Genomic DNA, 25,606 nt, shown 5'->3' with positions numbered 1-25,606 from the left:
CGGCATGGAACAGGCGTTCTACTCATCAGAAGGCTGGGGAAGTTGGGGCTTGGAGTTCAAGCCGGTCATTCCTGAGGGGATGGTGCTCGTCTTCGATGACGACCTTCGGTTTGAAGACGAGCACGGCTTGCGTACCTCAGCGATCGTGAACCGGTGGGCCTGCGAGCTTCCGACCAACGGATGCCCTGCGGCGAACTCCTGGACATCGTATGTCGGCGCCGTACGCCAGTGGTCGGAGTTCGGAGAAGAACACGGGGTTGGCCTCTTCGACAGTCGAGAGCGGCTCAAAGCCCTGCTGAGCGCCTACGCGGTCTACCGCTCGCAAGGCCCCATCAGCGGCAGGCAGAGGTTCAGGGTCACCACCTGGAACCAGCACATGACCATGCTCAGCATCTTCTACGCCTGGGCGATCGAGAACGGCTACACCACGTCCCTGCCGTTCACCTACCGGCAGGCCACGGCCGTCTTCTCCGGGCAGCGCCGGGAGGTCCGCCGGAACTCCGCCCGGCGCCGCCAGCCGAAGCCCCACGTGACCATCAAGTACCTGGAAGACGAGTTCGCCGACCTGTTCCACAAAGGCCTGGCCCGGCTGCAGCCCGATGGATCGGTGGAACGCGGCTACCGCGGCCGCGAGATGGCCCGCAACGCGGCGGTTGGCCGGTTCGTCTTCTCCTCCGGGCCGCGCAAGCAGGAGTTCTCCTACCTTCTGGCCTGCGAGGTACCGAAGTTGCCCAGCCGCCGCAGCGAGGTGCCAGTGCTAGTCCCGCTGCCAGAGGGCATCACCAAGGGCAGCAAGTTCCGAAACGCCTGGATCAACTACGACGCGCTGGCTGAGCTGCACAACTACCTGGAGTTCGAGCGGGCCGCAGCAGTTCAGGGATCAACCTGGATGCCGCCGCGGCGCTGGGGCGAACCGCTCATCGTGACCGAGGCGACGGCCCTGGGCGGCAGGGTCAACGGCAGTTGGACGACCTGGGAAACGCTGGGCCCGTCCGAACGCTGCCGCCTCGTCGTGCCCGGAGGCGGGTCGATGCTGCTCTCCGTGTGCGGCCCGGGGCGCCCGTTCACCGACTGGAACACCGTGTTCGAGCGCGCATCGGACCGGATCCGTGAACGCTACGAACCGCGATTCCCCCATGTCACCCCCCACCGCGCGCGCCACACCTTCGCCATGCAGACCATGACCAAGCTGGTACGCGGCTACTACGAGCGGGCCGCACGCCTGGTCAAGGACGGCGATGACGACGCGGGACTGGCGTTGTACCTCAAGACCACCGAGCCGCTGCTGGTCCTGCGTGACCTTCTTGGCCACTCCAGTGTCCTGACCACGGAAGTTTATCTCAATCGCCTGGATACGACCCGAATCTTCGCCGAACTGCACCGGCGGGTCGGCGAGGCCATCGGGCTCTTGCCAGCGTCGGCCGTCCGCGAGGCCGAAGCGGAGTTCGACGACGAAGACGACGACAGCGAGGACATCTGATGCCTGCCACCGTACTCAAGGACCCACTGGGCGTCGCCGCCGTCTTCAGCGACGGGACGAGCGTGTCGATGATGGTGAACGTCACGGCGGGCGGCAAGACCTACTCCACACGGAACCCTGCCCTCGCTCAGGACATGCTGCTGGGGCTCGCCGATCTCGTACGCCCGCACGGCGACATCGACGCGAAGCGCACACTCAACGACTACACCGCGGCGATCCGCGCGCTGACCAACGATCTGGCCGACCAGGGATTTACCGGCGGCGCCACCGAGTTGACGCGTGCTCACCTGGCCCAACACTGGCTGCGAGGCTCCCACCGGGCCGCACTGGAGTCCCTCAGCCGACGGATGCTCGCCCGCGCCGACGATCTCCACGGACTGCTGAAAGCGGATGTTCGGGAAATGGTGGACGGCCGCCATTTCCAGATCCAGCGCCAGTCCGAGAACACGCTCGCTCCGTACACCGAGAGCGAGTGGGCCCGACTCACCAGGGCATGCGAGACGGTCGTCACGGATTCGTACTCCGCCTATGGCAGAGCAAGGAGAGCCGCTGAAGACGGACAGGATCCGCTCAAGGGCGGATGGAGCGAGGCCAACGTGTACTGGGCCTATGCGCAGTTCGGACCAGTGGAGGCGACGCCGTACGCCGACTGGTCGCCGGGCCACTTCTCCGGCCTGCCGGAGAGGCAGTTCCCGTACCGCAAGGTCGCCGTCTCGGCGCTGCTGTTCCCCGACGCCTCCACTGCGCTGGCCTACCGGCTGTTGCTGGGCATCTACACCGGCATCGTGCCCGACGGCTTGGACGACCTCGGGCTGGGTGATGTGGACTGGGCCGGCGAGTCGACTGTCCTGCTCTCCTACATCAAGGGCCGCACGGCTGAGGAGAGCCGGACTCTGACGAAGCGGGCCAGCCGGCTGCTGGAGCAGTGGCTGGACCACTCCTCTCTGACCCGGAGGTTCGCTCCGGCGCACATGCGCGACGCCTTGTGGGTGCGCTACGTACCCCGCGGCGTGCACCACTGGGTGACCACGGCGACCAGCAACGAGACGAGCCAGAAGTGGATCCTTTCGCAAGGGCTCCTGGCCGACGGCGGCGGGCCGCTGCAACTGCATCTGCACCGGATCCGGACGACCTATGACTCGATGCGGGACCGCCGTTCATGGGCGGGCAGCCGACGCGCGACGCTGGATCCCAACCGCAGCCCGCAGGTCGAAGCCGACCACTATCTCGGCGCCGGCACACCCGAACAGCAGGCCCTGGTCGAGGAGATCATCGTCGAGGCGCAGAACGACATGTTGCGCAAGGCCGAGCCGCCGATGGTGCTTGCCACCGAGGACGCCGCAACGCTGGTGCGGGATTACCCTGAGCAGGTCGCCGCTCTCGGACTGGACGACACGGCGCTCGCCGATCTCGTCCACGGGGAACGGGATGTCTTCAGTGCAGCCTGCGGCGACTACCTGTCGGGACTACACGGGCCCAAGGGCAAGCCGTGTCCCGCCCGGCCATGGGTCTGCCTGCTCTGCCCGCTGGCACTGTTCACTCCGCGGCACTTGCCGAACCTGATGCGCCTGCGCGCGTTCTTCGCCCGCCAGTGGGACCAGAGGACTGCCGAGGAGTTCATGCGGAACTTCGGCCCGCACGACCAGCGGGTGGCCGAGATCCTCGCCCCCGACGTCTACTTCCCCTCCGCGACGCTGCTGGAGGCCGCAGCTCAAGTGGCTGATAGCGACGACGAACTGCCCCTGCGGCCGGAAGAGACGACGCGATGATGAGCCGCATTACAACCACCGTCCTGGCCCACGGCCACCATCACGCCAGTCAGCTGTCGGGCATCGACATCTGTCAGGCCGTGGGCCTGGCGGTACGCCCGGGCGGAAACCGGCCGCTGGTCGGCCAGCTGATCTGGGACTTCGCCGATCTGGAGGACCTGCCCGCCCACCTGCAGCCAGCTCAGGCCCGGGTGGACTTCACCGGCATCCACAGCTCGAAGTGGCGGACCCTTGCCCAGGAGTACATGTTCGCGCGCATGGCCCCCGGGCACGAGGCGGTGCGGCACCTGCCCAGCGCGTTCCGCATCCCGCTCCACCTCAAGACCTGCGGAGACCGTCTGGACGAGCTGAGACGGTGGCTCAACTGGCTTACCCAGCGCGGCGTCACGTCGCTGGAAGACGTGACACAGCAGCACTGCCAGGGCTTCTACGAGTCCCGTCGGCATACCCGGGGCCCGCACAAAGGGCCGTTGCGCCCGTCCGGCCAGAGCACACGCATGGCCGCGGTCCAGGTCGTGCAGGAACCTGCCTTCTACAGCGAACTGTTCACCGCGGACCGCTTCGCTGAAGGGTTCGTCCCGTGGGCCGGCCGAAGCCCCTACGAGGTCGCGGGCTGCAAGCGGGCCGGAGAGAACATCGCCCAGCCGCTGTGTGACGAGGCACTGCGACCCTGGCTGGCCGCCGCCCTGTACATCGTGCAGACGCTCGGCCCCCACATGCTCGAACTGATCCGCACCGTGCTGCAGTACGAGGACGGGGCGCCCTGGAAGAGCGAGGGCACCCAACTGGAGCGCCTGGAAGCGGCCATACGCACCCACCTCGACCAGGGTGTCCCCCTGGAGCCGGTCGGCGCCAGGGAGGTCAGCTCGCGGACCGACGAGGGCTGGTCCGCCGAGGACCCCCTGCTCGCGGTGAATGTGCTCTCCATCGCCCGGGAGGCGGGGATAACGTCCTTCGCCTACCAGTACCTGCCCCCGCTGCGTCCCCTGCTGGAACAGACCCTGGTGGCGGTGGGACTGCGGCCGAGATGGGCGTGGAACGCCGCCCAGGTGGATCGCGCCGACGGCACCGGAACAGTCCCGTGGACCGAGGGCTTCGCCACGGCCGAAGAAGCGGGCCACATGGTGGAGCGGGGCCGCACCGCCTGCCAGGTCGTCGTCGCCCTGCTCACCGGCATACGCAACAGCGAGCTGGCGGCGATGCCGCTCGACGCGTGCGTCCCCGCGCAGGACCTCGGCGCCGGACGCCTGCGTTACCACTTGCGGACCAAGCTGATCAAGGGCCAGGAGAAGCTGGGCGGGGTGTGGGAGGACTGGGTCACCGTGGCCCCCGCCTACGACGCGGTTGCCCTCGCCGTGCAACTGGTTGACCCCCGCCGGCCCACCAAGCACGTCTTCGGCCGCACCACATTGGCCAACCGCTGCGCCAAGCTGCGTCGGTGGGTCAACGGCCCCGAGGGACAGCGCCTGGGCCTGGAGCAGATTCCCGAAGACAAGATCAATATGCGCATCACCCGCCGCACCCTGGCCGTGGCACTCGCGCACCGGCCTGGCGGCCTGCTGGCCGCCAAGATCCACCTCAAGCACGTCTCGATCGTCACGACCGAGGGCTACGCCGCCAGCCCTGGCGGCTCCCAAGGCAAGTTCATGGCGGAGGTCAGCGCGGAGGAGCAGGCCCGCAACAGGAACCTCACCCTGTCGGCGTTTCGCGACTACCAGAACGGGATCCGTCCTGCCGGGCCTGGCGCCCGCGATCTGATTGACCACTTCAAAACCATCGATGAGGAGATCCTCGCGATGCAGGCTTCGTCACCCGGTACCCGTCCCGGGGACGAGGAGGTGATCCAACTCCTGGCCCGCCGGGCGAAGACCCTGCACCTGGGAATCGCGAACTACTGCTGGTTCGCCGACCCCTCCAAAGCGCTGTGCCTGCTCCTGGCCGGCACACCGAAAGCGGACAAGCCACTGGTCGGCATGTGCGACTCGGCCCGCTGCCCGCAGGCCACCCACCACAGCAGACGCCGGCCGGTATGGGCCTCCAGCGCGGAGAACAAAAAGGTGTTCATCGGCAAGATCGGACGCGGGCAGAAGGACGAGAAGACCCGCCTGCAGAAGGAACTCGACCGCGACCTGCGGGTGTTGGCCGAGATCGACGCCGCGACCGGAACGGCAGCATGACATGGGACGCATCAGCGAGGACACCCGAACCCGCAACGAGGAGGCGATCCGAGCCGCGATGGACCGTCTACTGCGCGGCGACCTGCCATCCGGCGGCAAGTGCGACCTGCGGACGCTGGCGAGTGAGGCCGAGGTGCCTCGCACGGCCTTCTACGCCAAGAAGAACCGCGACGGCACCGCCCGGCCAGGGCCGTATCAGCACCTGGCCCAGGAGTTCGAGCGACGACTGACCGCCTTGCGCGACGCCGGCTCGGTCCCCGACCCCAGGGCTGCGCAGATCGAAAGGCTCAAGGAGGCCAACGCCGCTCTCAAGTCCCGGCTCGATCAACGCGACGCCGAGCTGGAGACGCTCAAGGACTTCAAGCGACGTGCCCTCTCCCAAATTGCCGCCCAGCACCTGGAGATCGAGCGTCTACGGGAACAAGCCGAAGCTGTCGGCAACGTCCGCAGGCTCCCATCGGGCAGAGCAGGAACGGCGCCGTACGGGTCATGCAGCTGAAGCCCTGCCCGCATGGGAGGTTCGATGCCCGCGCCCCGAGCAGCTCAGTAGCCTCATCGACTACGCCCGCCATGCGGCTTCAAGACAAAGACTCCTCGTTCGGTCTCATGCGGTAACCCGCTTGTGTGTATGACCAGTCGAATCGAAGGACATGACGCCAACCGATTGCCGGCATCGGTAGTCTGCACTTCGTCTTGCAGGTGGACGATCGCACACGGGGGTAGGTGTGGCGCGTCAGGCGCATTCTTCACCAGACGAATCGACTTCAAGGGAGCGTCGGCCGGGCATCAAGAGGACAGCGGCCTGGCTTGTCTCCTGCTTGGTCAGTTGGGCGCTCTTCTACCCGTTCTTCGGGCCATCGGCTGCACTCCTAGGATTGTACGTGCCGTTCTTTGTGTACTTCCCAGGTCCTTCACCGGTAGCCATCTGGAAGGCCGGGAAGGTCGGCAAGCTTGCGGCTTCCTGGGCTTGGCAACGTCTGTTGCGGCCGGAGGCCCTCGCGGTGCCGTTCGCCACTGCCGTCGCTTTGGCATGGCAGGTCACCGTGGCACCATCCGGAATCTTTTACTTCTGGGAGGCCGTGACGCTCCTGCCCCTCGGCATCGTGGGCACGGCCTGGTGGGCTGGGGTTCAAATAGCCGTGGGAGGTGTTCCCCTTGGGCAGGAAAATGTCGGACGGGGAGGCCCACGGTCTGTACGCACCTCGGGATGGTTTCTCGCTTCACACGCTCTCGTTGCTGCAGTGATCGCGGGTGGCGGCGCCTGGGTCCTGCGGACCGTGGGCCGCCCGCTTGCGTTCGGCACAGCCGAAGTTGCTCCAGGCATGGAGCAAGCTGCAGACGCAGTACGTTTGCTCGACGCACAGTTCTCCGCCAGCCTGTTCGGGCCGACATACGAACATCAGCAGTACTGGGTGGGACTGGTCGCTGGCGTCGGACTGCTGGCAGCTCTCTCCTCGGCCCTCCTCCGAGATCTCGCATCACGGCTCGGCACGACATCGGACCCGTTCAGCGACGCTTCCTCCGAGCCACGGGCGGACGCCCCGTTGCCAGAAGCGACCGGCAAGGTGTTCCTTAGCTATTCACGCAAGGACGGCGCCGCCGCCCGTGGGATCCGAGAGAGTCTGGAAGGCAAGCTGCGCCACGTCTGGGTGGACTGGGAGGCGATCGAGCCTTCCGAGAAGTGGCGGCAGGCTATCGACGAGGGAATCCGCACCTCCGATGCCTTTATCCTCCTTGTGAGTGAGGATTCACTGCGGTCCCCGTACTGTCGTGACGAGTGCATGAAGGCAATCGATTTACGCAAGCGGATTCTTCCTGTCATCATCGACCCGAACCTGGCCACGGGCGTCACGGCCGCAATGAACGAGCATGGCTGGGAGCCGCTCCGCTCATACCAGAGCTTCCACATGATTGAGGGAAGCGATGAAGATTCTGAACGAGGGATTCAGCGCATCGTCTCCTTCGTCACGCAACGCCATCGCTGGGATGCCTTCCATACACGCCTGGGCAATCTAGCTCACGAGTGGTGGGAGAGTGGCTGCAAAGACGGTCTTTTGCTCCGCGCCGAGGAACTAGCTCTTGCTGAAAAATGGCAAGAGCATCCTTGGGGCGAGGAGCACGAAATTGGCCTGACCGAGCGGGAGATCCGATATCTCAGTGATAGTCGGCGCACGACCAAGCGGCGTGCTAGGCGTCTCCGCGCCGGCGTTGCCGTCGTCACTGCAGCCGTGGTCGGCCTAAGCTCACTGGCTGTATCTGCACAAGGGGACGCCGAGACCCAGCGACGTACGGCACTCTCTCGGAAGCTCGCCGCAGCCTCGCTAGGTTTGCTGGAGACTGAACCGGAGAAGGCCGTTCAGTTGGCTTTGGCCGCTTACGGTCAGGAGTCCACGGCCGAGGCTCAAAGCGCATTGGCCTCACACCTGGCGAACTTCAACAAGGTACGAACCATCATTCCACCAAAAAAGGGTGTGGTATCACGACTGTTCCTCAGCCCTGATGGCGGACTCCTCTTTATCGAGCGGGATTACAGCACCGTTCAGATCTGGGATGTGAAAAATGCACGCAGTCGGGGAACTTTGCAAGGAATTCTGCTCAGTTGGCCTGACGGCGGGGCGCGTTCCCTCACCGCCGACGGTCAGACTCTGGCGTTGCGCACCGGACGGCACGGCGAGCAGATCCACCTAGTGGACACCGATACCTTGCGAACCAAGGAGACTTTCTCGGTTCCGAAGACCGAAAGCACAGGTGCAATCCGTGACAGCGGTGGCGGGCTAAGCCCGGATGGTGAAATTCTCATGGCTGGAGGGGCGTTTGGTGCTGGAGCATCGATAGCCGTGTGGGACGTTCCTAACCACCGTACCCTGAAGGTCCTTTCGTGCGACGTGGCCGAAATGGCACCCTCAGGGAAGACTCTCACCTGCGGAAGAGACGAGAGAGTGCAGGTGCTCGGGTTGCCAGACCTACGAACCCGGCAAATGATCTCAACACCGGGTTGGAGTTTCGAGGGCTACACCACAGATGACGGTGTGGTGGTGAACTACGGCGAGACGGCGGACGTCGTAGGTGAGGCCAGGGTTTATGAGCCAGGATCTCCCCACCCTTGGATCCCGTCAAAGAATATTTCGCTGAACTACGGTCTCTTGATGGACGATCGTCGGCATGCGGTTGTCCACTCGACAGACATGAGGCGTTGGGAGCTGTGGGACCTGAAGTCACACAAGAGGCTACGGACCACGACCGGCCGAAAGGAAGCTGCCCACACTGTCCCCTCGGACGCCCCTGTCGAGCCCCAGTACAGCGACACAAGCGGTGACCGCCAAACGGCCACTGCTGACGGAAAACAGGTCGCAACCTTGACCAAGGACGGGGCAGTGGTCATCTGGGAGCGCACGACTACTGGGCGGCTCGCCGAGCACCACGTCCTACCCAAGGCCAAGGCCCCATTGAATGGGTTCGCCGTAAGTCCCGGCACGAACACCTTTGCCACGGCGGACTCTCAGCAGCCCGTGGTGCAACTGCGGGATAGCAGCACAGGAACCCTCACTGGCACGATCCGGCTTGCCGAGACGGGCACGACCCTGGCGTTCAATGAGGACGGGTCGCTGCTTGCTGTGGCCGAGAGGGCAGGAACATTCCGGCGCTCCCCGATCGAAGTCTTCGAGGTGCCTAGTGGCCATCGTGTAGCGCAGATGCCATACACGCCCGGTCTGAAGAGTGGTCTCCCGACGCTGCTTTTCTCTCCGGACAGTAGAGAGCTGTACGGCACGCTACAGGGCGAATCCAGGGTTGCGAAGTGGTATCTATCAACCGGCTCTGAGGTCCACAGTTATGGTCTGGATCCCGGTAGCGACGGATACGCAGACCAAGCTGCACTTAGTGCGGATGGAGCGACGCTGGCTCTCACCGGCCGTCAACAGACCGTGAGTTTGTGGGACACCGCAACTGGAAACCAGCTCCCCTTCAAAGTCCACAACGTCAGTAATGCCGCGCTCAGTCCTGACGGACGTGTCCTCGCGACAGTCGGTGAGGATAACAATGACGATTTTGGTGGTGGCTCCGTGACGTTGTGGGACGTCACCACCCAAAAGAAGATCGGGAAAAGTCTCGTACCCGAAGGGGGCGTTTCTCGTGCGTTGTTCAGTCCCGACGGTCTTACCCTGGCTGTGGTCGGAGCTGGGGATGTTTCCGATGTGGCTTTAACCCTGTGGGACGTTGCGAGTCACCGTAAGGTCGGCCCCGATTTGCTCGTGACACACCGCGACGCAGCTGTCGGTTTCAGCTCCGATGCCACCCGGATCGACGTCGCAGACGGAAACGGCATCACGAGGATCCGTGTAGCCCCCTCGGCGTGGGCAGCGGCTCTGTGCGGAATGCTCACGGGCCCACTCAGCAACTCCGACTGGCAGGACGCCGCACCGAGGGAGCACTACAGGTCACCATGCTGAAAGCCGCCCCACCACGGAACGGTTCACCCCACGTTCCAGCGGATCATCCATGCCTCGTTCTGGACGGAGATGACACCTTCACACTCGGCGACGAATGCGTCAGCGAACTCCGCAGAGTGATGGGGTGACGTGCCCCATCGTTCAAGCAGACGTTCCAGTTCCTCAGCGGTGCGCGTGAACTCAAGTTGCTGATACGCGTACCGCTGAGCGATTGCATGCGCCGTTACCGCGATCGAGACCGACGCGACAACGGCAATCCACGCTGCCGCCCGCTCCACGGAAAAGACACCCGCGGCAGCAGCGAGCACCGCACCGAAGCCCCCCAGTAGCAACTCGATCCGTTCGACGAATCGGACCTTGCGATGCATCGCCTCCGCTTTGGGCCGGTAGTACGTCGCGATCTGCTGTCGCAGGCGATACTCCACGTAGGTGCCGGCATCGACTACCGCCGGGACCGATCGCGGCCGTGCTGCGATCCCGGTGGTGTAACGCACCAGGTCGATGCCGTCGGAACGGTAGCTGCGGCTGCGCTCGGCGAGCAGTGCTGTCGGTGACGTCGCCGTGCGGTAAGGATCAACTCTCGCCAGATAGGTATACACCTCGGCCTTGAGCGCCTCGGATACGGCCCGCAGGCGCGTCCAATCGCTCAACCGATTCGGGCCGCCGCGCTGTGCCGCCAGGGGAGCCGCTCCAGCAGCCGCCGCGGCGGCAAAGGCGAGTGTCTTGCCCAGTGGGGAGTTCCAGCTCATCATCTGGGACGCCGCCGTCCCCATGGCTGCTGCAGCAATGCCCAGAACCAATGCCAACGCACGTGCCCGCTCGACCGACGCCTTGAGTCGGTTCGCACTCTGAGACCAGATGCTCTGCTGGTCCCAAACCGACGAAACTGCTGCATCCTCTGAGATCCCTGTCACCTTCAGATTCTGACGGTTTCCCCGCACGCGCGCCAAGGGAGGGGAGGAGCCGCATCGACGCAACCGACCTGCACAGCAGAGCAGTTGAGCGGATTTTCACCGAGACTGGGGAGGCACACTCAATTGAGTGTGGGCTTCGTCACAGCTCTGGATGAGGATAACGACACGATGCGCTGCTGCAATACGACACTGACCACGTCGTTGGCCGCCTCGTAAAGCGACACGACCAGCGGGGGACACGGCCTCTGCAGAAACAACCCGTCCCGGAACCGACGTCCAGGGCGCGGTCGAAGCGCCTCGGCAACTGCCGCAGGATCCAGCGATGGTATTGGGCGTTGTGATCCCAGGGATAAGCGGCGTTGAACCGTTCAAGAGCCCGCAGGAGGTGAGGCGACAATGTCTTCATCGCCCCAGTCCATCAACGTCCTACGGCATGCACACCTGTTCCGCACCAAAGATCACTCGCTCCGGGAGGGCCGGACGCAGTCCAAGGAAGCGAGTTGCAAACACCTACCGAGCTTTACGCAGTGCCAGACGCCTGTTGGCCGTAGCTAAACGGACGCGGGCCTGGCCGTGCGGCGGGGACGTGCCGCTAGGTAGTTCTTCGCTTCCTGGGACGCCTTGGCAAACGAGCCGGAGTCGAAGGGCGGCTGGGGGTCGTACTCGATGGCGAGCTGGAATGCCTCGGCGGCTACCCGTCCCGCGATGAGCTCAGCAAGCCGCAGTGTCATGTCGATGCCCGAGGAAACCCCGGCCGCGGTGACTATGCCGCCGGGCTGCTCCACAACTCGGCGCTCCGTGTAGGTGGCGCCGTACGACTCCAGAATGTTGACGGCCCCCCAGTGAGTGGTGGCCTCCAGTCCGTCGAGCAGACCGGCCGCGCCGAGCAGCAAGGAACCGGTGCACACCGACGTGGTCCACGTGGTGGTGGCATGGATACGACGGATCCAGCCGAGGAGCGACTCGTCGGCGAGGCTGCGCCGTGCGCCCGGACCACCGGGCACCAACAGGACGTCGGCTTCCGCGACGTCCTGGAAGGAGGCCGTGGCGAGGAGATGGAGATGGCCCTCGCCGTCCGTGCAAGGTCCGGGCGCGTTGGCGGCGAAGACGACGTCGGATTCCGGAAGCATGCGAAGGATCTCGTAGGGGCCCACAACGTCGAGCGCGGTGAATCCGTCGAAGAGAGGGATGACGATACGCATAAGTGTGCCTTTCGCAGGTGGCGGCCGCCGCTGTCAGACAGCGGCGGTGTGCGCGGTGAAATGCTTGCGGTACTCGCCGGGGGTGACTTGGAGCGTCCGCTTGAAACTGCGGTGCAGGGTCTCGACGGTTCCGAAGCCGCAGGCGTGCGCCACCGATTCCAGGGTGGCGGAGGTGCTCTCAAGGAGCCGTCTGGCTGCCTCGATACGGGCGCTCTCGACGTACGCGGCGGGGGTGTGGCCGGTCTCCGCACGGAAGACACGGGTGAAGTTCCGTTCGCTCATCGCGGCACGTGCCGCGAGGGCGGGCACACCAAGGTCGCACTCGGGGTGGTCGGCAATCCAGGCGAGGACGTCGCGCAATGGCGCTCGGCCCGGGCGCTGGGCGGCGAGCTGGGTGCTGAATTGCGCTTGCCCTCCTGGACGTTGGACGAACATCACCATCTGGCGGGCGATGGCGCGGGAAATCTCGGGCCCGTGGTCGTCTTCGGTCATGGCGAGCGCGAGGTCCATGCCCGCAGTGACTCCGGCCGAGGTCCACACCTCACCGTCCCGTACGAAGATCGGGTTGGGATCTACCGTGACCTGCGGATACCGCTCGGCCAGCTGGTCGCAGCGAGACCAGTGAGTGACCGCGCGTCGCCCGTCGAGGAGACCAGCGGCGCCCAGCAGGAAGGCGCCGCTGCACACTGAAGCGGTACGGCGGGCCCGATGGGCGGTCCGGGCGAACCAGTCGACGAAGCGTCCGTCCTCGCAAGCTCGGTGGACACCCCCGCCGCCCACGGCGACAAGCGTGTCCACCGGCCCTGCGTCCTCATCGATCGTCAGGGTCGGGGAGACCGCGAGACCGCCGCTGGAGAGCACTGGACCGGGCGCGGCAGCCACAGTTTCCAGGACGACACCTCCGGTGAGACGTCCCGCCTGGGTGAATACCTCATGAGGTCCGGCCAGATCAAGGATCTGGAAATCCGGAAAGACGGCGAAGACGATGCGTCGGATGCTCACCCATCCATCGTGGTCACGGCCTCCAATGGCGGCAAGGACACGGATATGACGATTCCCGCCACCGCCTGGCGGCCAAGGTGGGCAGGGCTGTTGCAAAGTCTTTTGATCTTGCATGAGTGCTGGTCAGGCGAGGCCGAGAGGGTCCAGCGGTCGGCGGAAGCTGTCGTAGGACATCTCGCCCACCGAGGTTCCGCCCAATGCGGCCTGATGACCTCATCAGGCGTCCAGGAACGCCCCCACATTGGGCGGCACGTGCCCGACGCTGCGCCCCTCGCCGTCGAGCAGTCGGCCCATCTGTTTCACGGTGTGCAGGCAGGCGGCCCGGTCCACTATGGAGAGATTTCGAGAGCGCTCAGTGATCGTCGCCTCCAACTGCGGCAGATCTCCGAGGGACCGTAGCCAGACCATCAGCAGGAGGTTCCGCTCTCCCGTGAGGGCGCAGCACAGGCGTACGTCGGGGAGGGCCGTGAGCCAGCGTGCCGTGGCCTCCATGTGCTGCGGTGCCACGCTCGCCCACAAGAAGGCCGAGTACGGCCAGCCCGACAGGGACTGCGCCATCTCGCAGCGCAGCCGAAGCCACCGGTGGGTCAGCAGGCGCTTGACGCGCCGGCGCGTGGTGGGCTCGCTGATCCCGGCGCGGTCGGCGAGCGCGGTGTAGGACATGCGGCCGTCCTCGTGCAACAGCCGGTACAACTCACGGTCCACGGCGTCCATCCGCGCACCTCCCACCGTCGTGGGCGGTGCGCCGGACGGTTCCAATGCGCGTCGCTGCGACTGTTCGAGGCTGCGCAGACGCCATCGGCTCGGCTCGCGGTAGCCCACGGTCCGTATCTCTGCTCGGTACGCCCGGACACCGGACAGCTGCCCTACCGTCCCGCGCAGATACGCCGGCATCTCCGCGGGTGTGCGCAACGTCGCGACGAACAGCAGCCCGTACGGGCCTGTGAGGTGGTGGACGTAGCGCACGTGGGGCTCGGCGCTCAACGCGGTGGCAATGTCGTCCAGCCGGCCGGGCACGCACTCGATCTCGATGTACACCATGCAGAACTCGCTGTGCAGGGCCGTGCCGGCCACACAAGTGACCCACGCCAGTCCCGCCTCGGCCAGCCGCTCCCAGCGGCGCGCCACGGTCACAGGATCGAGCGCGAGCGCACGGCCCAACTGGGTCCAGGAGGCGCGTGGGGAGAGCTGGAGCGCATGGATCAGCTCCAAGTCTTTCTCATCGACGGAATCGTGCGACATGACTCTGCTTATCACGGTGCACGAGCTGCGTATAGGCCTCATCCGCCCCATCGTGACGGAATGCTGCGTATCGGTAGAAGTTCCGCGAAGCCTGCCGATTCTGGTGGCCCGAACACTCTTGGGGCACCGAGGAGGTCCGAGATCGTGAGGATTGCGCAAGTCGATCAAGACAGTGAAGGCGGTCGTCAGCAGCGTGACCGAGCTGTCCGCGAGGCGGTACGGTCCGGCCTGATCGGCCCCGCCCACGTGGCGGCGGGGTTCTTGGACGCCGACGGGATCCAGGAGTCCGTGCGCGACCTCCGACGGGCCTTTGGCGACGCGCCAGTGCTGCACACGTTCGCCGCCAAGGCCGCGCCTTTGGTCCCCGTGCTGCGACTGCTCGCCCGGTCCGGCATGGGGTGCGAGGTCGCCAGCCCGGGTGAGTTCGCCCAAGCCGTCGCTGCCGGCTTCCCGCCGGAACGCATAGTGCTGGACTCACCAGCGAAGACCCGTGCCGAGCTGGTCCACGCGCTCGCCTTGGGAGTGGCGGTGAACGCCGACAACTTTCCCGAGTTGGACCGCATCGGCGAACTACTCGCTGTGAGCGAGAGTACCTCGGTGCTCGGGCTGCGGATCAACCCACAGGTCGGCGCCGGAGCCATCGACGCGATGAGTACCGCCTCGCTCAGCTCGAAGTTCGGCGTGCCACTGCAAGATGCCGGAGCACGGAAGCGCATCCTCCAGGCTTTCGCCGAACGTCCCTGGCTCACTCGGCTGCACGTGCACGTCGGTTCGCAAGGCTGCTCCCTGGAACTCATCGGCCGGGGAGTGCGCGCCGTGTACGAACTCGCCGAGGAGATCAACGCGATGGCGGGCCGGCAGCAGGTGACCAGTCTGGATATCGGCGGCGGCCTGCCGGTCAACTTTGACGACGACGAGATCCGCCCGACCTACGCGGATTACGTCCGGCAGCTGCGTGCCTCCATTCCCGAACTTCTGGGCGGGCGCTACGACTTGGTGACCGAGTTCGGTCGTTCACTGGTCGCCAAGAACGGCTTCACGGCCGCGGTCGTGGAGTACACCAAAGACACCGGCGGCCGCCGCATCGCGCTGACACACGCGGGCGCGCACATCGCCACCCGCACCGTCTTCATGCCGGAGGCATGGCCCCTGCGGATCGCCGTGTACGACTCCGACGGCAGGCCCAAGCATGCTCCGGAGCGGGCCCAGGATGTCGCGGGCCCATGCTGTTTCGCCGGGGACCTCGTAGCCCGCGGACGCAAGCTGCCCGAACTGGAACCTGGGGACGTCGTGGTGCTGCTGGACACCGGCGGCTACTACTTCTCCTCCCACTGGTCGTACAACAGTCTCGCCCGGCCCGCCGTACACGGCTTCACCACACGCGAACGGGACATACGGTTCGCCGCGGTCCGCCCGGAACAGACCCTCGTCGAGATCCTGGCGGAAAGCGGCGTCGACCAGGCAGACGCACTCCTCTTCAGTGACGAGGACAGCTCCCCGGCCCACGCGCCATTCGTACAGACAGAAGCCTGATCGTGGCACTGACTGAAGTTCCGACGGCACCCGCTCGCGGTTTGCCCGCGGCCAACGAGGCCGCACCCTACGCCGTTGCCGTAGCGGGGCTGACCGCCACACTGGCACTCGGTTGCGTTCCACGCGCCGACGACCCGGGAAAAACTGCTCCCCTTCGTCATGTACGCCGTGCTCTCGCTGTGTGGCATGAACCTTCTGCCGGCCACCATGGTCTCCCTGCCGGCCGCGGTCTTCCTCGTCCACCGGCCACCCATCGACAGCGTCACCCTCCTCGGCTTCAGCTTCGGCCTCACACCTGCCGCCTGGGCGGTGACCTATTTGTGGGGATCGAAGGCCGCCACCTGCGGCCCCTGCCCCGACGCGAACACGATGGGCGCTCTCCGCTTTGCCCAAGGCACTGGGCTGAGGACGCTGCTCTCGATGGAGCTGGACGCTCCTCATCCCGGTAGCGGTCATGTACGCCCTCATCCTCGTACGGCTCACCCGACCGCCGCGCACTGCCAGGTACCCGAACCGAACTCCACTGCGAAGGAAGAAAGTTGAACCAATTCGATGTACTCGCCGTCGGCGGCACCGTCATCGACGGCACCGGCGGCCCGGCCCGACGGGCGGATGTCGGCATCCGTGGCGACCGCATCGTCTTCCTCGGACGGGCCACGCCTCACGGCACCGCACGGGAGGTGCTCGACTGCACCGACCACGTCGTCGCGCCCGGCTTTATCGACCTGCACTCGCACGCCGACTACACCGTGTGCGACGCGCCCAGCGCCGAAGCGTGCATCAGACAGGGCGTCACCACCATCGTCACGGGCAACTGCGGCGCTTCCCCCTTCCCCATCACCCCCGAGCGGCGCCAAGCGTGGGACACCACGCTCGCACGCGGCGGCCTCAGCACCGCCGACATGCCCTGGGAGGACTTCGACGGATTCGCGCGCGCGGTGGAGGAGGCCGAACCATGCGTCAATCTCGCCGCCCTCGTCGGCCACGGGGCCCTCCGCGTGGCCGCTGTTGGCACCGAACGGCGCCCCGCGACAGCCGACGAGACCGCCCTCATGCGCAAGCTCCTCGCCAGGGCTGCCGAACAGGGGGTGTTCGGTCTGTCCACCGGACTCATCTATGCCCCGGGGTTGTTCGCCGACACCGACGAGGTCGTGGCGCTGGCCACCGAGGCTCGGCAGGCCGGACTGCTCTACAGCACTCATGTGCGCGACGAGGGTGACCATCTCGTCGAGGCCGTGACCGAAGCTCTGGAAACCGCCCGACGCAGCGGCGTGCGCCTTCAGATCTCGCACCTCAAGGCCATGGGGCCCGCCAACCACGGCAAGGTGCACGAGGCGCTGACCCTCATCGACTCCGCTGTCGCGGAAGGAGTGGACGTGGCGTGCGATGTCTACCCCTACGCCGCCTCCTCCACCCGGCTCACCTCGCGCCTTCCCGACTGGGCGCTGGACGGCGGTCTCGACGCGCTCCTCGCCCGACTGGAGAATCCGAAGACCCGCGAGGCGATCGCTTCTGAACTCCGGGCGAAGACCGGGCACACCTTCCTTCCCGAATGCACCGTCATCGCTGCGATGCCGCCGGGCCGCTACTCCTCGTGGGTGGGAAGCACGGTCCAGGACATCGCCGCCGCCACTGGCCGCGATCCGGCCGAGGCATCCCTCGACGTACTGCACGCGCACCAGGCCCAGGTCTGGATCGTCAACCACGCGATGTCCGAGGCGGATGTGGAAACAGTGCTGCGCCACCAGCGCAGCGCAGTCGTCAGTGACGGCTCGGTCCTGGACACCGCCACCGACAGCCACCCCCACCCCCGTAACTTCGGTGCGTTCGCCCGGGTCCTGTCCCGGTACACCCGCGACGGCCAGGTCCTCACGCTCCAGGAGTCCGTCCGCAAGATGAGCGCGCTGCCCGCCGCCCGCCTCGGCCTCACCGACCGAGGCACCCTGAGCGAAGGTATGTTCGCCGACCTCGCCGTCTTCGATCCCAAGACGGTCAGCGACACCGCCACCTTTGACGCCCCGCTCTCTTATGCCGTGGGCACTCGTCACGTCCTCGTCAACGGCCGCCCCGTACTGCGTGATGGCGTCTTCACGACGCACCGCCCTGGCACGGTGCTCCGCAAGACGGCCGTGCGCTCCCTCTCCCACCACACAAGGAGGTCCCCGTGAGTTCCACCCTCGCCCAGTCACAGCCGACTGAGCCTCAGTCGAGAGCCCCGCACACCGCCTGCCGGGAACTTCGTGACCTTTCCGCCGCCGGCCACAGTCCTCATCGTCGGCTTCGGTATCGCCGTCAGCGAGGCGAGCCGGCTGTTCTCGGCGCTGCTGTGCCGCACGTACCTGACTTTCGCACTGTCGATGACGGTGATGGGGCGGTCCGCTCGGAGTTCCACCCCTCCGTTTCTTCCTTCGTGCCTGGTCAGGAGTTGTGATGACCCTCTCGTCCCCCATGTCTTTGGCTTCGAATGCTCTGGTCGACACGTTCTTCGACTGGGACCTGATCGCCCGGACGTTTCCGCGGTTGATCTCCGAGGGGCTGCTGAACACGTTGACGATTGCCGCCGGGGCCATCGTGCTCGGTGTCGTCATCGCTCTGGTGGCCGTGATGCTGTTGCTGTCGAACCGGTGGTGGGTGAGGCTGCCCGCCCGGCTCTACGTCGACGTCTTCCGCGGCCTTCCCGTGATCATCACGGTGATGCTGGTCGGTGTCGGCCTGCCCGCCGCCGGCATACGCCCCTTCGGCACCGAGCCCTTCGGCTACGCGGTCCTGGCGATCGGCATGATCTCCGGCGCCTACACCGCGGAGATCTTCCGCTCCGGCATCCAGAGCGTCGACGCCGGACAGATGCAGGCGGCCCGCAGCCTCGGTCTGAGCTACCTCAAGGCGATGCGCCTGGTTGTGGTGCCGCAGGGCATCCGCCGTGTACTGCCCGCCATGACCGGCCAGTTCGTCAAGGACATCAAGGAAAGCTCACTGGTCTACCTCCTCGGTCTCGCCGTCGGACAGCGCGAGCTCTACTTCATCGCCCAGGAGGAGGTCGCTCGTACCTACAACTCCTCGCCCTTGATCGCTGCGGGAGTCTGCTACCTCGCGCTGACCATACCCATGACCTACCTCGTGAACTACCTGGACCGGCGACTGCGTGAGGGCCCACGCCCCGACAAAACACCGGCCCCGGCCGATCCGGACCTGCCCGACACCCCGCTCCAGACCGCCGGAGGAGAAGCCCGATGACCCCTGCCACCGCCGATCCGAACCCGGTCGCCCCCCAGCCCGAAGCCGCGCCCCGGACACCGGACGCCCCCGCCGCACTGCGGGTCAAAGGGCTCAGCAAGAGCTACGGCTCCCACACCGTGCTACGCGAGGTCACCCTCGATGTGCAGCGCGGAGAGACCCTCTGCGTGATCGGCCCGTCCGGCTCGGGCAAGTCCACCCTGCTGAAGTGCCTGAACCTGCTGGAGACGCCCGACTGTGGTGAGATCTGGCTCGGCGAATCCTGCCTCACCTCCCCGCAGGCCGACGTCGACGCCGCCCGTGCCCGCGTCGGCATGGTCTTCCAGCACTTCAACCTCTTCCCGCACATGAGCGTCGAGCGCAACGTCACCCTCGGCCTGACCTCCGTGAAGGGCATGGGCCGCGAACAGGCACGCGCCATCGCACGACGCCGCCTTGAAGAGGTCGGCCTCGCCGCCTACGCCGACCAGCGGCCCAGCCGCCTGTCCGGCGGACAGCAGCAGCGTGTCGCCATCGCCCGCGCGCTGGCCATGGAGCCGGAAGTGATGCTCTTCGACGAGGCCACCTCCGCGCTCGACCCCGAACTGGTCAAGGACGTACTCGCCGTCATGCGGGACCTCGCATCGGGCGGGATGACCATGGCCGTCGTCACCCACGAAATGGGCTTCGCCCGGGAGGCCGCCGACCGAGTCGCCTTCATGTGCGACAGCCGCCTCGCCGAGATCGGCACCCCCGACCGGATCTTCGGCGCCGCCGAACACCCCCGGCTGCGCCAGTTCCTCTCCCAAATCCTCTGAACCACCCTCCCCGCACAGAGAGTCCCAGCCATGCACCCATCCCGTAGAACACTGCTCGCCGCCACCACCACCGCGCTGCTGCTCTCCCTCACCGCCTGCGGCGGCAACAGCAATGCGGCCGACTCCGGAACAGCCAAGTACCAGAACCTGGTCAAACCCGGTGTGATCACCGCGGGCACTCAGTCCGAGCAGCCGCCCTTCGCGGTCGCCGACGAGTCGGGCAAGCCCAGTGGATTCGCTGTCGATCTGATGAACGAGGCCGCCAAGCGCCTCGGCATGAAGGTCGAGTACAAGACCACGAACCTCACGGGCATGCTCGCCGGACTGTCCGCCGGGCAGTACGACGTCGGCGTCGCCGGCGTCATAGCCACCCCCGAGCGCAAGAAGCAGGTCGACTTCATCACCCCCTACTACTGGGGCATCACCGATGTCCTGACCAACAAGACCGGCAAGCAGACCAAGCTGTCGGACTTCGACGGCAAGCGGGTCGGCGTCGTCAGCGGCTCGGTGGCGGAGGACCTCGTGGCCGAGCTCATGCCGGAGGCGCGCATGGTCAAGTTCAAGGACCAGACCGGGCTCATCGGCCAGCTCCGCTCCGGAGGCGTCGAGGCAATCCTTCTCAGCAGTGCCAGCGCGGACGAATACCTCTCAAAGCAACCGATTCGCGTCGCCGTCGAGGTGGACAATCTCCAGGGCACCGCCTTCCCCATCCGGAAGAAGGGTGACCCGAAGCTGCGCAAGGACATCGACGCCCAGATCAACGCGATGATCGACGACGGCACATACCTCGAGCTCTACAAGGCGTACTTCGAGGACCCGATCAGCGCCGACCTGATCAAGGAACGGCCCGGGCTCGCGAAGCAGGTCCAGAACACCAGTCTGGCTCCTACCGAGAAGTGACACGGTCGGTGGGCGCCCCTTCGAGGCGCCCCCACCGACTGATTCTCATCACTTCTGCCTGGACACCGTTTCGGCCAGGAACTACTCCGCCGACCGGTAGCAGGAGCCCGACTCAACGGGCCGCACCAGTGTCGGTGGCGGCGGTGCGACCACCGCCCAAGTGCTCTACGGCGCAGGCGAGTTCGTCGGGCCGACGCGCGATGCGCGCCATCGCCCAGGCGGTGCAGGCATCCCTGCCCACCCCGCTCTCGGCCGCGATGCGGCGGGCTAGCTGGTTGATAGCAAAGCTGCGGAGGGTGGCCATGTTCTCCGGTCCATGGCCGGTGCGGACTTTCGAGGCGTCCTCGGCGAAGGTATGCAGGTCCTGTGGCGGACGATCTTCGCGACCTGCGCGGCATGCGGGAAGTCGACGCCAAGGGCGGTGACGGTCAAGACCTGCACCACCCGGGTCTCCAGCCGCCCGTGGTCGTGGGAGCGGTCGTAGAACTTCGCCGTCGCCTTGTCCCAGGGCAGGCTCTTGAGCTGCGTATAGAGGATCGGCTGGTTCTTCTTGACGGTGACGGAGTAGTGCGCATCTTTCTGCTCGACGAGGAAGTGGGCGTGTGCGCGTTGGGTGTGCAGGGCGTCGGCGGTCACCGTCACGCCGGTCAGGTCGTAGGGCTCCAGCAGAGCGGCGAAGCAGGCGATGTCATTGGTCTTGTCCGGCACCCGCAGCTGGGCGGCCGGGATCTCGCCGCTGCGCGAGCCGCGGGCGCTCTTGCCGTCCACGGCCAGGGTGTCGGTCCCGGCCGGTCGGCGCCGAGCAGGTCGGCAAGCCCACCGGGACACGTGGCGTTGATGATCCTGCGGACGGTCGCCGTGCTCGGCGCGACGCGGACGGCGAACACGCTGGTGGTGCGGGCACCGAGCCGAGTGCGACACCATTGGCGAATTCGTTTCACGGGCTGCGTGCGCTCGGGGCGGATAGTCTGCCGCCATGGGTTCGGGCGAGGGGGCCGAGAGTATCGGTGCGGATCTTGGCAGTCAGGACTGGGGCGCCACGCGCTCCTGGGTGGAGAAGGGGCTGTCCGAGGCGGAGCGCATCGAGAGAGTTGTGCGGCTGCGCGGCGGCTGGACGTCGGAGATGCGCCGCCTGGACCTCTGTGGTCCGGGTGGTCGGCGCTCACTCGTCCTGCGGTCCTTCGTCAAGCCTTTCTTCGTTCGGCACGCGGAGGGCTTACTGACCCGTGAGGCGACTGTCTTGCGCCTGCTCGGTGACACGGACGTGCCCGCGGCCACGCTCGCGGCGGTGGACGCGACGGCGCAGTACTGCGATCACCCCTCCCTGCTGATGTCACTGTTGCCGGGGACTGTGCGCCTGGGCGATCAGGGTGCTGATGACCGTGCCGAACTGCTTGCCCGGCAGCTGGTGCGTATCCATCAGCTGCCGGTGACCGCGCAACAACGACCTCGCAGTTATCAGGCCTGGACCTCCCCCGAGCGAGTGACTCTCCCAGCAGCCACAGAGCGGCCTGAGCTGTGGCAGCAGGCTGTCGACGTCATCCGCCGGGAGCCTCCGGCCTATCAGGGTTGCTTTCTGCACCGGGACTTCCACCCCGGCAATGTCCTCTTCGCAGGCACCGGCGATGATCTTCAGATCAGTGGTGTCGTCGACTGGGTAGAGACCTCCTGGGGGCCGGCCGACCTGGATGTGGCCCATTGCTCGACCGCCCTCGCCCTGCTGCACGGGGTTCCCGCAGGCATGCGCTTCGCCGATCGCTACGTCGCTGCAGGAGGAACCTTGGCCGAAGACCCCACCGCCCATCTCCACTGGCGGCTGCTGGACGCGCTGGGTTTCGCGCCGGACGCGGAGAAGGTCGCTGTTCCCTGGCGTGAACTGGGCCGCGTCGATCTGACAGCCAGTGTCCTGACTGACAGGCTGGAAGGATATATTGAATCCCTTTTCAGTCGTTATGCCTGAACGTCGTCGCTGAGGTGAACGCCTACGAGCAGCAGTTCGGCGCGGTGAGCCGGAGCGCTGCCAGGTGAGAACGCGTGTCCGGGGCCGTGGGGGCGTCGTGTCCACCAGGCTTTGAGGCGGCGGCAGTTCGAAGGCGAGCAGGTGGCCGCCGACTTCGGAGTGCACGCGATGAGGCTGTGCAAGCGGATGGCGCCTCCGTGGACGAGGGGCATAGTTTGTGTCCTCATGACCGATGATCCGAAGGTGTCCTCGAATCGGCGTGCCCTGGGCCGGGTGTTCAATGAGGTGCCGGAGCTCTACGACCGGGTCCGGCCGGGGTACCCCGACGAGCTGTTCGCGGATCTTGGCGCGGTCAGTGGTATGGGCGAAGGGTCGTCGGTGCTCGAGGTGGGCTGCGGCACCGGTCAGGCTACGCGTTCGCTGGCAGCGCTCGGATGCTCCGTGACCGCCGTGGAGCCGGGCGTGGACATGGCCGCACTCGCTCGCCACCGGATTGCCTCCTTCCCTAATGTCGAAGTTGAGACATCGACGTTCGAGGAGTGGGATGACCGCGGTCGGCGCTTCGATGTTGTTGTGGCTGCGTCATCGTGGCACTGGGTCGACCCATTGGTCGGATGGCGGCGGGCGCACGACGTGCTCGCTCCCGGGGGTTGGATGGCGCTGCTGGGCCACGTCGTTGTCCGCCGGCCGGGAGAGGCGCAGGTGTATGCCGAGACCGCCGATCTCCACGAGCGGTTCTGTCCCGGAAACCCCGACTGGGGTCATCCGCCGCTGGAGGACGAGGTGCGCGCCACTGACGAGGGTTGGGGTCTGGTCGATGGTCCCGGAGAGCTGTTCGGCCCGGCGAGTGTGCGCTGGTATCCGACGGTTCAGTGGTTCGACGGGGACGGCTTTGCCGATCACCTTCGCTCGTTGTCGCTGTATCGGAGGCTCGAACCCGATGTCCGTGAGCCTTTGCTGGACGCCATCGCCGGGCGTATCCGCACGCGGATGGGCGATCGGGCGTCACGTCGTTATCTGAGCGTCTTGCGTGTCGGACAGGGTGCCGAGTGAGGGCAATGGGCCGATCTCTGAGCTGCGGCCGCGGCCTGGTTGTGCCCTCGTGAGACTGACCTCAGCCCCTCCAGCCCGCCGGACTGGTGTGGTGTGGGGTCGAGGTGACGGTCAAGCTCACGAGTGACGAGGCGCTGGCTGCTTAGCTTTCCTCGCCTGGAGGGCTGCGCCTCGGATGGGGGAGCCCGAGCTGCCGATTGGGGGTTGCCAGGGCGAGACCGGTGTACCCGGCTCGGCGAGTGGGCGCGGCGTCGGCCGGGCTGCGGACGTCGGGGATGCGGTCAGGCGGAGGAGGGCGTGGCCGTAGGCGGCCGGGACGGCGGTGGGCGCCTGCTTGGCGGTGTCGGTGGTCAGCCGCATGGCCTCTCCGCTCGTGGTCGCAGTTGCCGTGCTGGTCCAACTGCCCAGTGGTGAGGGCTGAATCGGCCGCACCGGGCGCCGGCGCCGTCTGAGGCTGCCCGGCGGCCGGTGGGCGTCAGCAGGATGGACGGTCTCGGGTGGCCCGCGTGAAAACCTGGCCCCGATACTCCTTGAGGGAGTCGATGCCGTATTTCGGCCCGTGTCCCCCCTTTTTTCGATTCGGCGGCGGATTCTCTTTCACTGCGCGGCCGGTCGCCCCCACGACAGGAAAGGGCATCTGAATGCCACGTTTGACGCAACCGGCACCGTATTGGCTCCGGCCCGGCAGGGCCGCGATCACCGCCGTCACCGTTGTTCTCGGCGCCTGCCTATTGCAGCCCGCGTCGGCGGCCGCGGCCGACCCCGCAGAAGGCACCCGGGCTGTCGGGGCGCCGTCGGACGTCACCGTCCTGTCCGACAAATGGACCAGACCCTGGGCCATCACCTTCCTGCCCGGCGGGAAAAGAGCCCTGGTGACCGAGCGCTACACCGCCGCCGTATGGCTTCAGGCGAGCGACGGCTCGAAGAAGAAGGTGGGCACAGTGCCCCAGACGGTCCCCCCGTCGCCGAGCGGGGGCAAGGGCGGGCTGCTTGGCGTAGCCCCCTCGCCGACCTGGAACGGCACCACGGACAAGGACATCTTCTTCGTCCATACGGCCGCCTCCGCGATCCGGGTCGCGAGAATGCACTTCAACGGCAGCTCGCTCAGCGACTACAAGGTCGTACTCGGCGGAATCACCCGGGGCGGCGACCACAACGGCGGCAACATCGCATTCGGCCCCGACGGCTATCTGTACGTCAGCGTCGGTGACGCGCTCAAGCGCAATCTCGCGCAGGACAAGAATTCCCTCAACGGAAAAATTCTGCGCATCACGAAAAGCGGTGCCGCGGCGCCCGGCAACCCGTTCGGCAACCGGGTCTACAGCCTCGGGCACCGCAATGCGCAGGGCCTTGCCTGGGACTCCCGCGGCAGGCTGTGGGAGACCGAGATCGGCGAGAACACCTGGGACGAGCTCAACCTCGTCGAGCCGGGCCGGAACTACGGCTGGCCCACCTGTGAGGGGTCCTGCTCCAAGGCCGGCATGACCAACCCCAAGAAGGTCTGGAACCCGGACCAGGGCGGCGTGCCCGCCCAGATCGCGATCAAGCACGACGTCATCTACGTCACGACGCTGCTCGGCCAGCGGCTGTGGGCCCTGCCGATCGACAGCACCGGCAAGACCGTCGGGACGGCCAAGTCGTACTACAGCGGCACCTACGGCCGACTGCGGGCGCTCGCCAAGGTGCCCGGCGCCGACGAACTCTGGCTCGGCACGACAGACCGAGGCGACAACAAGGACCGCATCCTGCGGATCGCCGTCAAATGACTCCCTAGGGAGGTATCCCTGTGAACACCCCGTGGGGAACGGCCGGCTAGACCCTGTTTTGCGCGGTGTCGTGCAGGGGCAGGTTCCGCAGGCCGGTAGCGCGGGCAGCCCGAACGCGGTCCTCGGCCC

General features: G+C 66.5%; 19 protein-coding genes and 1 pseudogene. 14 read left to right on the top strand and 6 right to left on the bottom strand.

Annotated elements, in window-relative coordinates:
• The first annotated feature begins 4 nt into the window (after positions 1 to 4).
• The 5 genes from ABZ027_RS36710 to ABZ027_RS36690 all read left to right on the top strand — a co-directional run bounded on the left by ABZ027_RS36710 (position 5) and on the right by ABZ027_RS36690 (position 9,874).
• The gene (locus tag ABZ027_RS36710; RefSeq protein ID WP_356776192.1) at positions 5 to 1,480 is read left to right on the top strand and encodes a site-specific integrase; all 1,476 of its coding nucleotides are present in this window, start codon (positions 5 to 7) and stop codon (positions 1,478 to 1,480) included.
• Entirely contained in the window at positions 1,480 to 3,249 is a 1,770-nt protein-coding gene (locus tag ABZ027_RS36705) for a hypothetical protein (RefSeq protein WP_356776190.1), read from the top strand. The genes ABZ027_RS36710 and ABZ027_RS36705 overlap by 1 nt, the downstream gene beginning before the upstream one ends.
• Positions 3,249 to 5,426 carry a site-specific integrase gene (locus ABZ027_RS36700; RefSeq protein ID WP_356776188.1) on the top strand — a complete coding sequence of 726 codons (2,178 nt, stop codon included), beginning with the start codon at positions 3,249 to 3,251 and terminating at the stop codon, positions 5,424 to 5,426. The genes ABZ027_RS36705 and ABZ027_RS36700 overlap by 1 nt, the downstream gene beginning before the upstream one ends.
• A 1-nt stretch (position 5,427) precedes the next feature.
• A complete protein-coding gene (locus ABZ027_RS36695) occupies positions 5,428 to 5,925 on the top strand; it encodes a hypothetical protein (protein ID WP_356776186.1) in 498 nt (165 codons plus the stop codon).
• A gap of 382 nt (positions 5,926 to 6,307) precedes the next feature.
• On the top strand, positions 6,308 to 9,874 hold the full coding sequence (locus ABZ027_RS36690) for a toll/interleukin-1 receptor domain-containing protein (RefSeq protein WP_356776184.1): 3,567 nt from the start codon (positions 6,308 to 6,310) through the stop codon (positions 9,872 to 9,874).
• Positions 9,875 to 9,897: 23 nt separating this feature from the next.
• On the opposite strand, the gene ABZ027_RS36685 is transcribed toward ABZ027_RS36690, so the two are convergent.
• From ABZ027_RS36685 to ABZ027_RS36665, 5 genes and pseudogenes are all read right to left on the bottom strand, one after another.
• Positions 9,898 to 10,788 (bottom strand): DUF4231 domain-containing protein, encoded by an 891-nt coding sequence (locus tag ABZ027_RS36685; protein WP_356776182.1) that lies wholly within the window; start codon positions 10,786 to 10,788, stop codon positions 9,898 to 9,900.
• Between the two features lie 256 nt (positions 10,789 to 11,044).
• Positions 11,045 to 11,194 (bottom strand): annotated as a pseudogene (locus tag ABZ027_RS36680) (SAM-dependent methyltransferase); the annotation flags it as partial.
• Positions 11,195 to 11,339: 145 nt separating this feature from the next.
• On the bottom strand, positions 11,340 to 11,990 hold the full coding sequence (locus ABZ027_RS36675) for a DJ-1/PfpI family protein (RefSeq protein ID WP_356776180.1): 651 nt from the start codon (positions 11,988 to 11,990) through the stop codon (positions 11,340 to 11,342).
• A gap of 33 nt (positions 11,991 to 12,023) precedes the next feature.
• On the bottom strand, positions 12,024 to 12,992 hold the full coding sequence (locus ABZ027_RS36670; protein ID WP_356776178.1) for a GlxA family transcriptional regulator: 969 nt from the start codon (positions 12,990 to 12,992) through the stop codon (positions 12,024 to 12,026).
• Positions 12,993 to 13,208: 216 nt separating this feature from the next.
• Complete coding sequence (locus tag ABZ027_RS36665) at positions 13,209 to 14,204, bottom strand: Lrp/AsnC family transcriptional regulator (protein WP_356776176.1); 996 nt, start codon at positions 14,202 to 14,204, stop codon at positions 13,209 to 13,211.
• A 174-nt stretch (positions 14,205 to 14,378) separates the two neighbouring features.
• Here ABZ027_RS36665 and ABZ027_RS36660 point away from each other — a divergent pair, with 174 nt between their 5' ends.
• From ABZ027_RS36660 to ABZ027_RS36635, 6 genes are all read left to right on the top strand, one after another.
• Positions 14,379 to 15,767 carry a diaminopimelate decarboxylase gene (locus ABZ027_RS36660; RefSeq protein WP_356776174.1) on the top strand — a complete coding sequence of 463 codons (1,389 nt, stop codon included), beginning with the start codon at positions 14,379 to 14,381 and terminating at the stop codon, positions 15,765 to 15,767.
• A 159-nt stretch (positions 15,768 to 15,926) separates the two neighbouring features.
• Complete coding sequence (locus tag ABZ027_RS36655; RefSeq protein WP_356776172.1) at positions 15,927 to 16,310, top strand: hypothetical protein; 384 nt, start codon at positions 15,927 to 15,929, stop codon at positions 16,308 to 16,310.
• A complete protein-coding gene (locus ABZ027_RS36650; RefSeq protein ID WP_356776170.1) occupies positions 16,307 to 17,935 on the top strand; it encodes a D-aminoacylase in 1,629 nt (542 codons plus the stop codon). The genes ABZ027_RS36655 and ABZ027_RS36650 overlap by 4 nt, the downstream gene beginning before the upstream one ends.
• Positions 17,936 to 18,197: 262 nt before the next feature.
• Positions 18,198 to 19,001 (top strand): amino acid ABC transporter permease, encoded by an 804-nt coding sequence (locus ABZ027_RS36645; RefSeq protein ID WP_356776168.1) that lies wholly within the window; start codon positions 18,198 to 18,200, stop codon positions 18,999 to 19,001.
• On the top strand, positions 18,998 to 19,798 hold the full coding sequence (locus ABZ027_RS36640; RefSeq protein ID WP_356776166.1) for an amino acid ABC transporter ATP-binding protein: 801 nt from the start codon (positions 18,998 to 19,000) through the stop codon (positions 19,796 to 19,798). Before ABZ027_RS36645 ends, ABZ027_RS36640 begins: the two co-directional genes overlap by 4 nt.
• 30 nt (positions 19,799 to 19,828) lie before the next feature.
• A complete protein-coding gene (locus tag ABZ027_RS36635) occupies positions 19,829 to 20,698 on the top strand; it encodes a transporter substrate-binding domain-containing protein (protein WP_356776164.1) in 870 nt (289 codons plus the stop codon).
• A 267-nt stretch (positions 20,699 to 20,965) separates the two neighbouring features.
• On the opposite strand, the gene ABZ027_RS36630 is transcribed toward ABZ027_RS36635, so the two are convergent.
• The gene (locus ABZ027_RS36630) at positions 20,966 to 21,466 is read right to left on the bottom strand and encodes a transposase (RefSeq protein ID WP_356776162.1); all 501 of its coding nucleotides are present in this window, start codon (positions 21,464 to 21,466) and stop codon (positions 20,966 to 20,968) included.
• 208 nt (positions 21,467 to 21,674) lie between these two features.
• Between ABZ027_RS36630 and ABZ027_RS36625 the strand changes: the two genes are divergently transcribed.
• The 3 genes from ABZ027_RS36625 (at position 21,675) to ABZ027_RS36615 (ending at position 25,477) form a co-directional block, all read left to right on the top strand.
• Positions 21,675 to 22,658 (top strand): phosphotransferase, encoded by a 984-nt coding sequence (locus ABZ027_RS36625; protein ID WP_356776160.1) that lies wholly within the window; start codon positions 21,675 to 21,677, stop codon positions 22,656 to 22,658.
• Between the two features lie 225 nt (positions 22,659 to 22,883).
• The gene (locus ABZ027_RS36620) at positions 22,884 to 23,711 is read left to right on the top strand and encodes a methyltransferase domain-containing protein (RefSeq protein WP_356776158.1); all 828 of its coding nucleotides are present in this window, start codon (positions 22,884 to 22,886) and stop codon (positions 23,709 to 23,711) included.
• Positions 23,712 to 24,361: 650 nt separating this feature from the next.
• Entirely contained in the window at positions 24,362 to 25,477 is a 1,116-nt protein-coding gene (locus tag ABZ027_RS36615) for a PQQ-dependent sugar dehydrogenase (RefSeq protein WP_356776156.1), read from the top strand.
• Positions 25,478 to 25,606: the final 129 nt, after the last annotated feature.

Origin of the sequence: Streptomyces sp. NPDC006332, assembly GCF_040612855.1 — a bacterium.
GTDB lineage: Bacteria > Actinomycetota > Actinomycetes > Streptomycetales > Streptomycetaceae > Streptomyces.
This window is presented reverse-complemented; position numbering and strand designations above follow the sequence as displayed.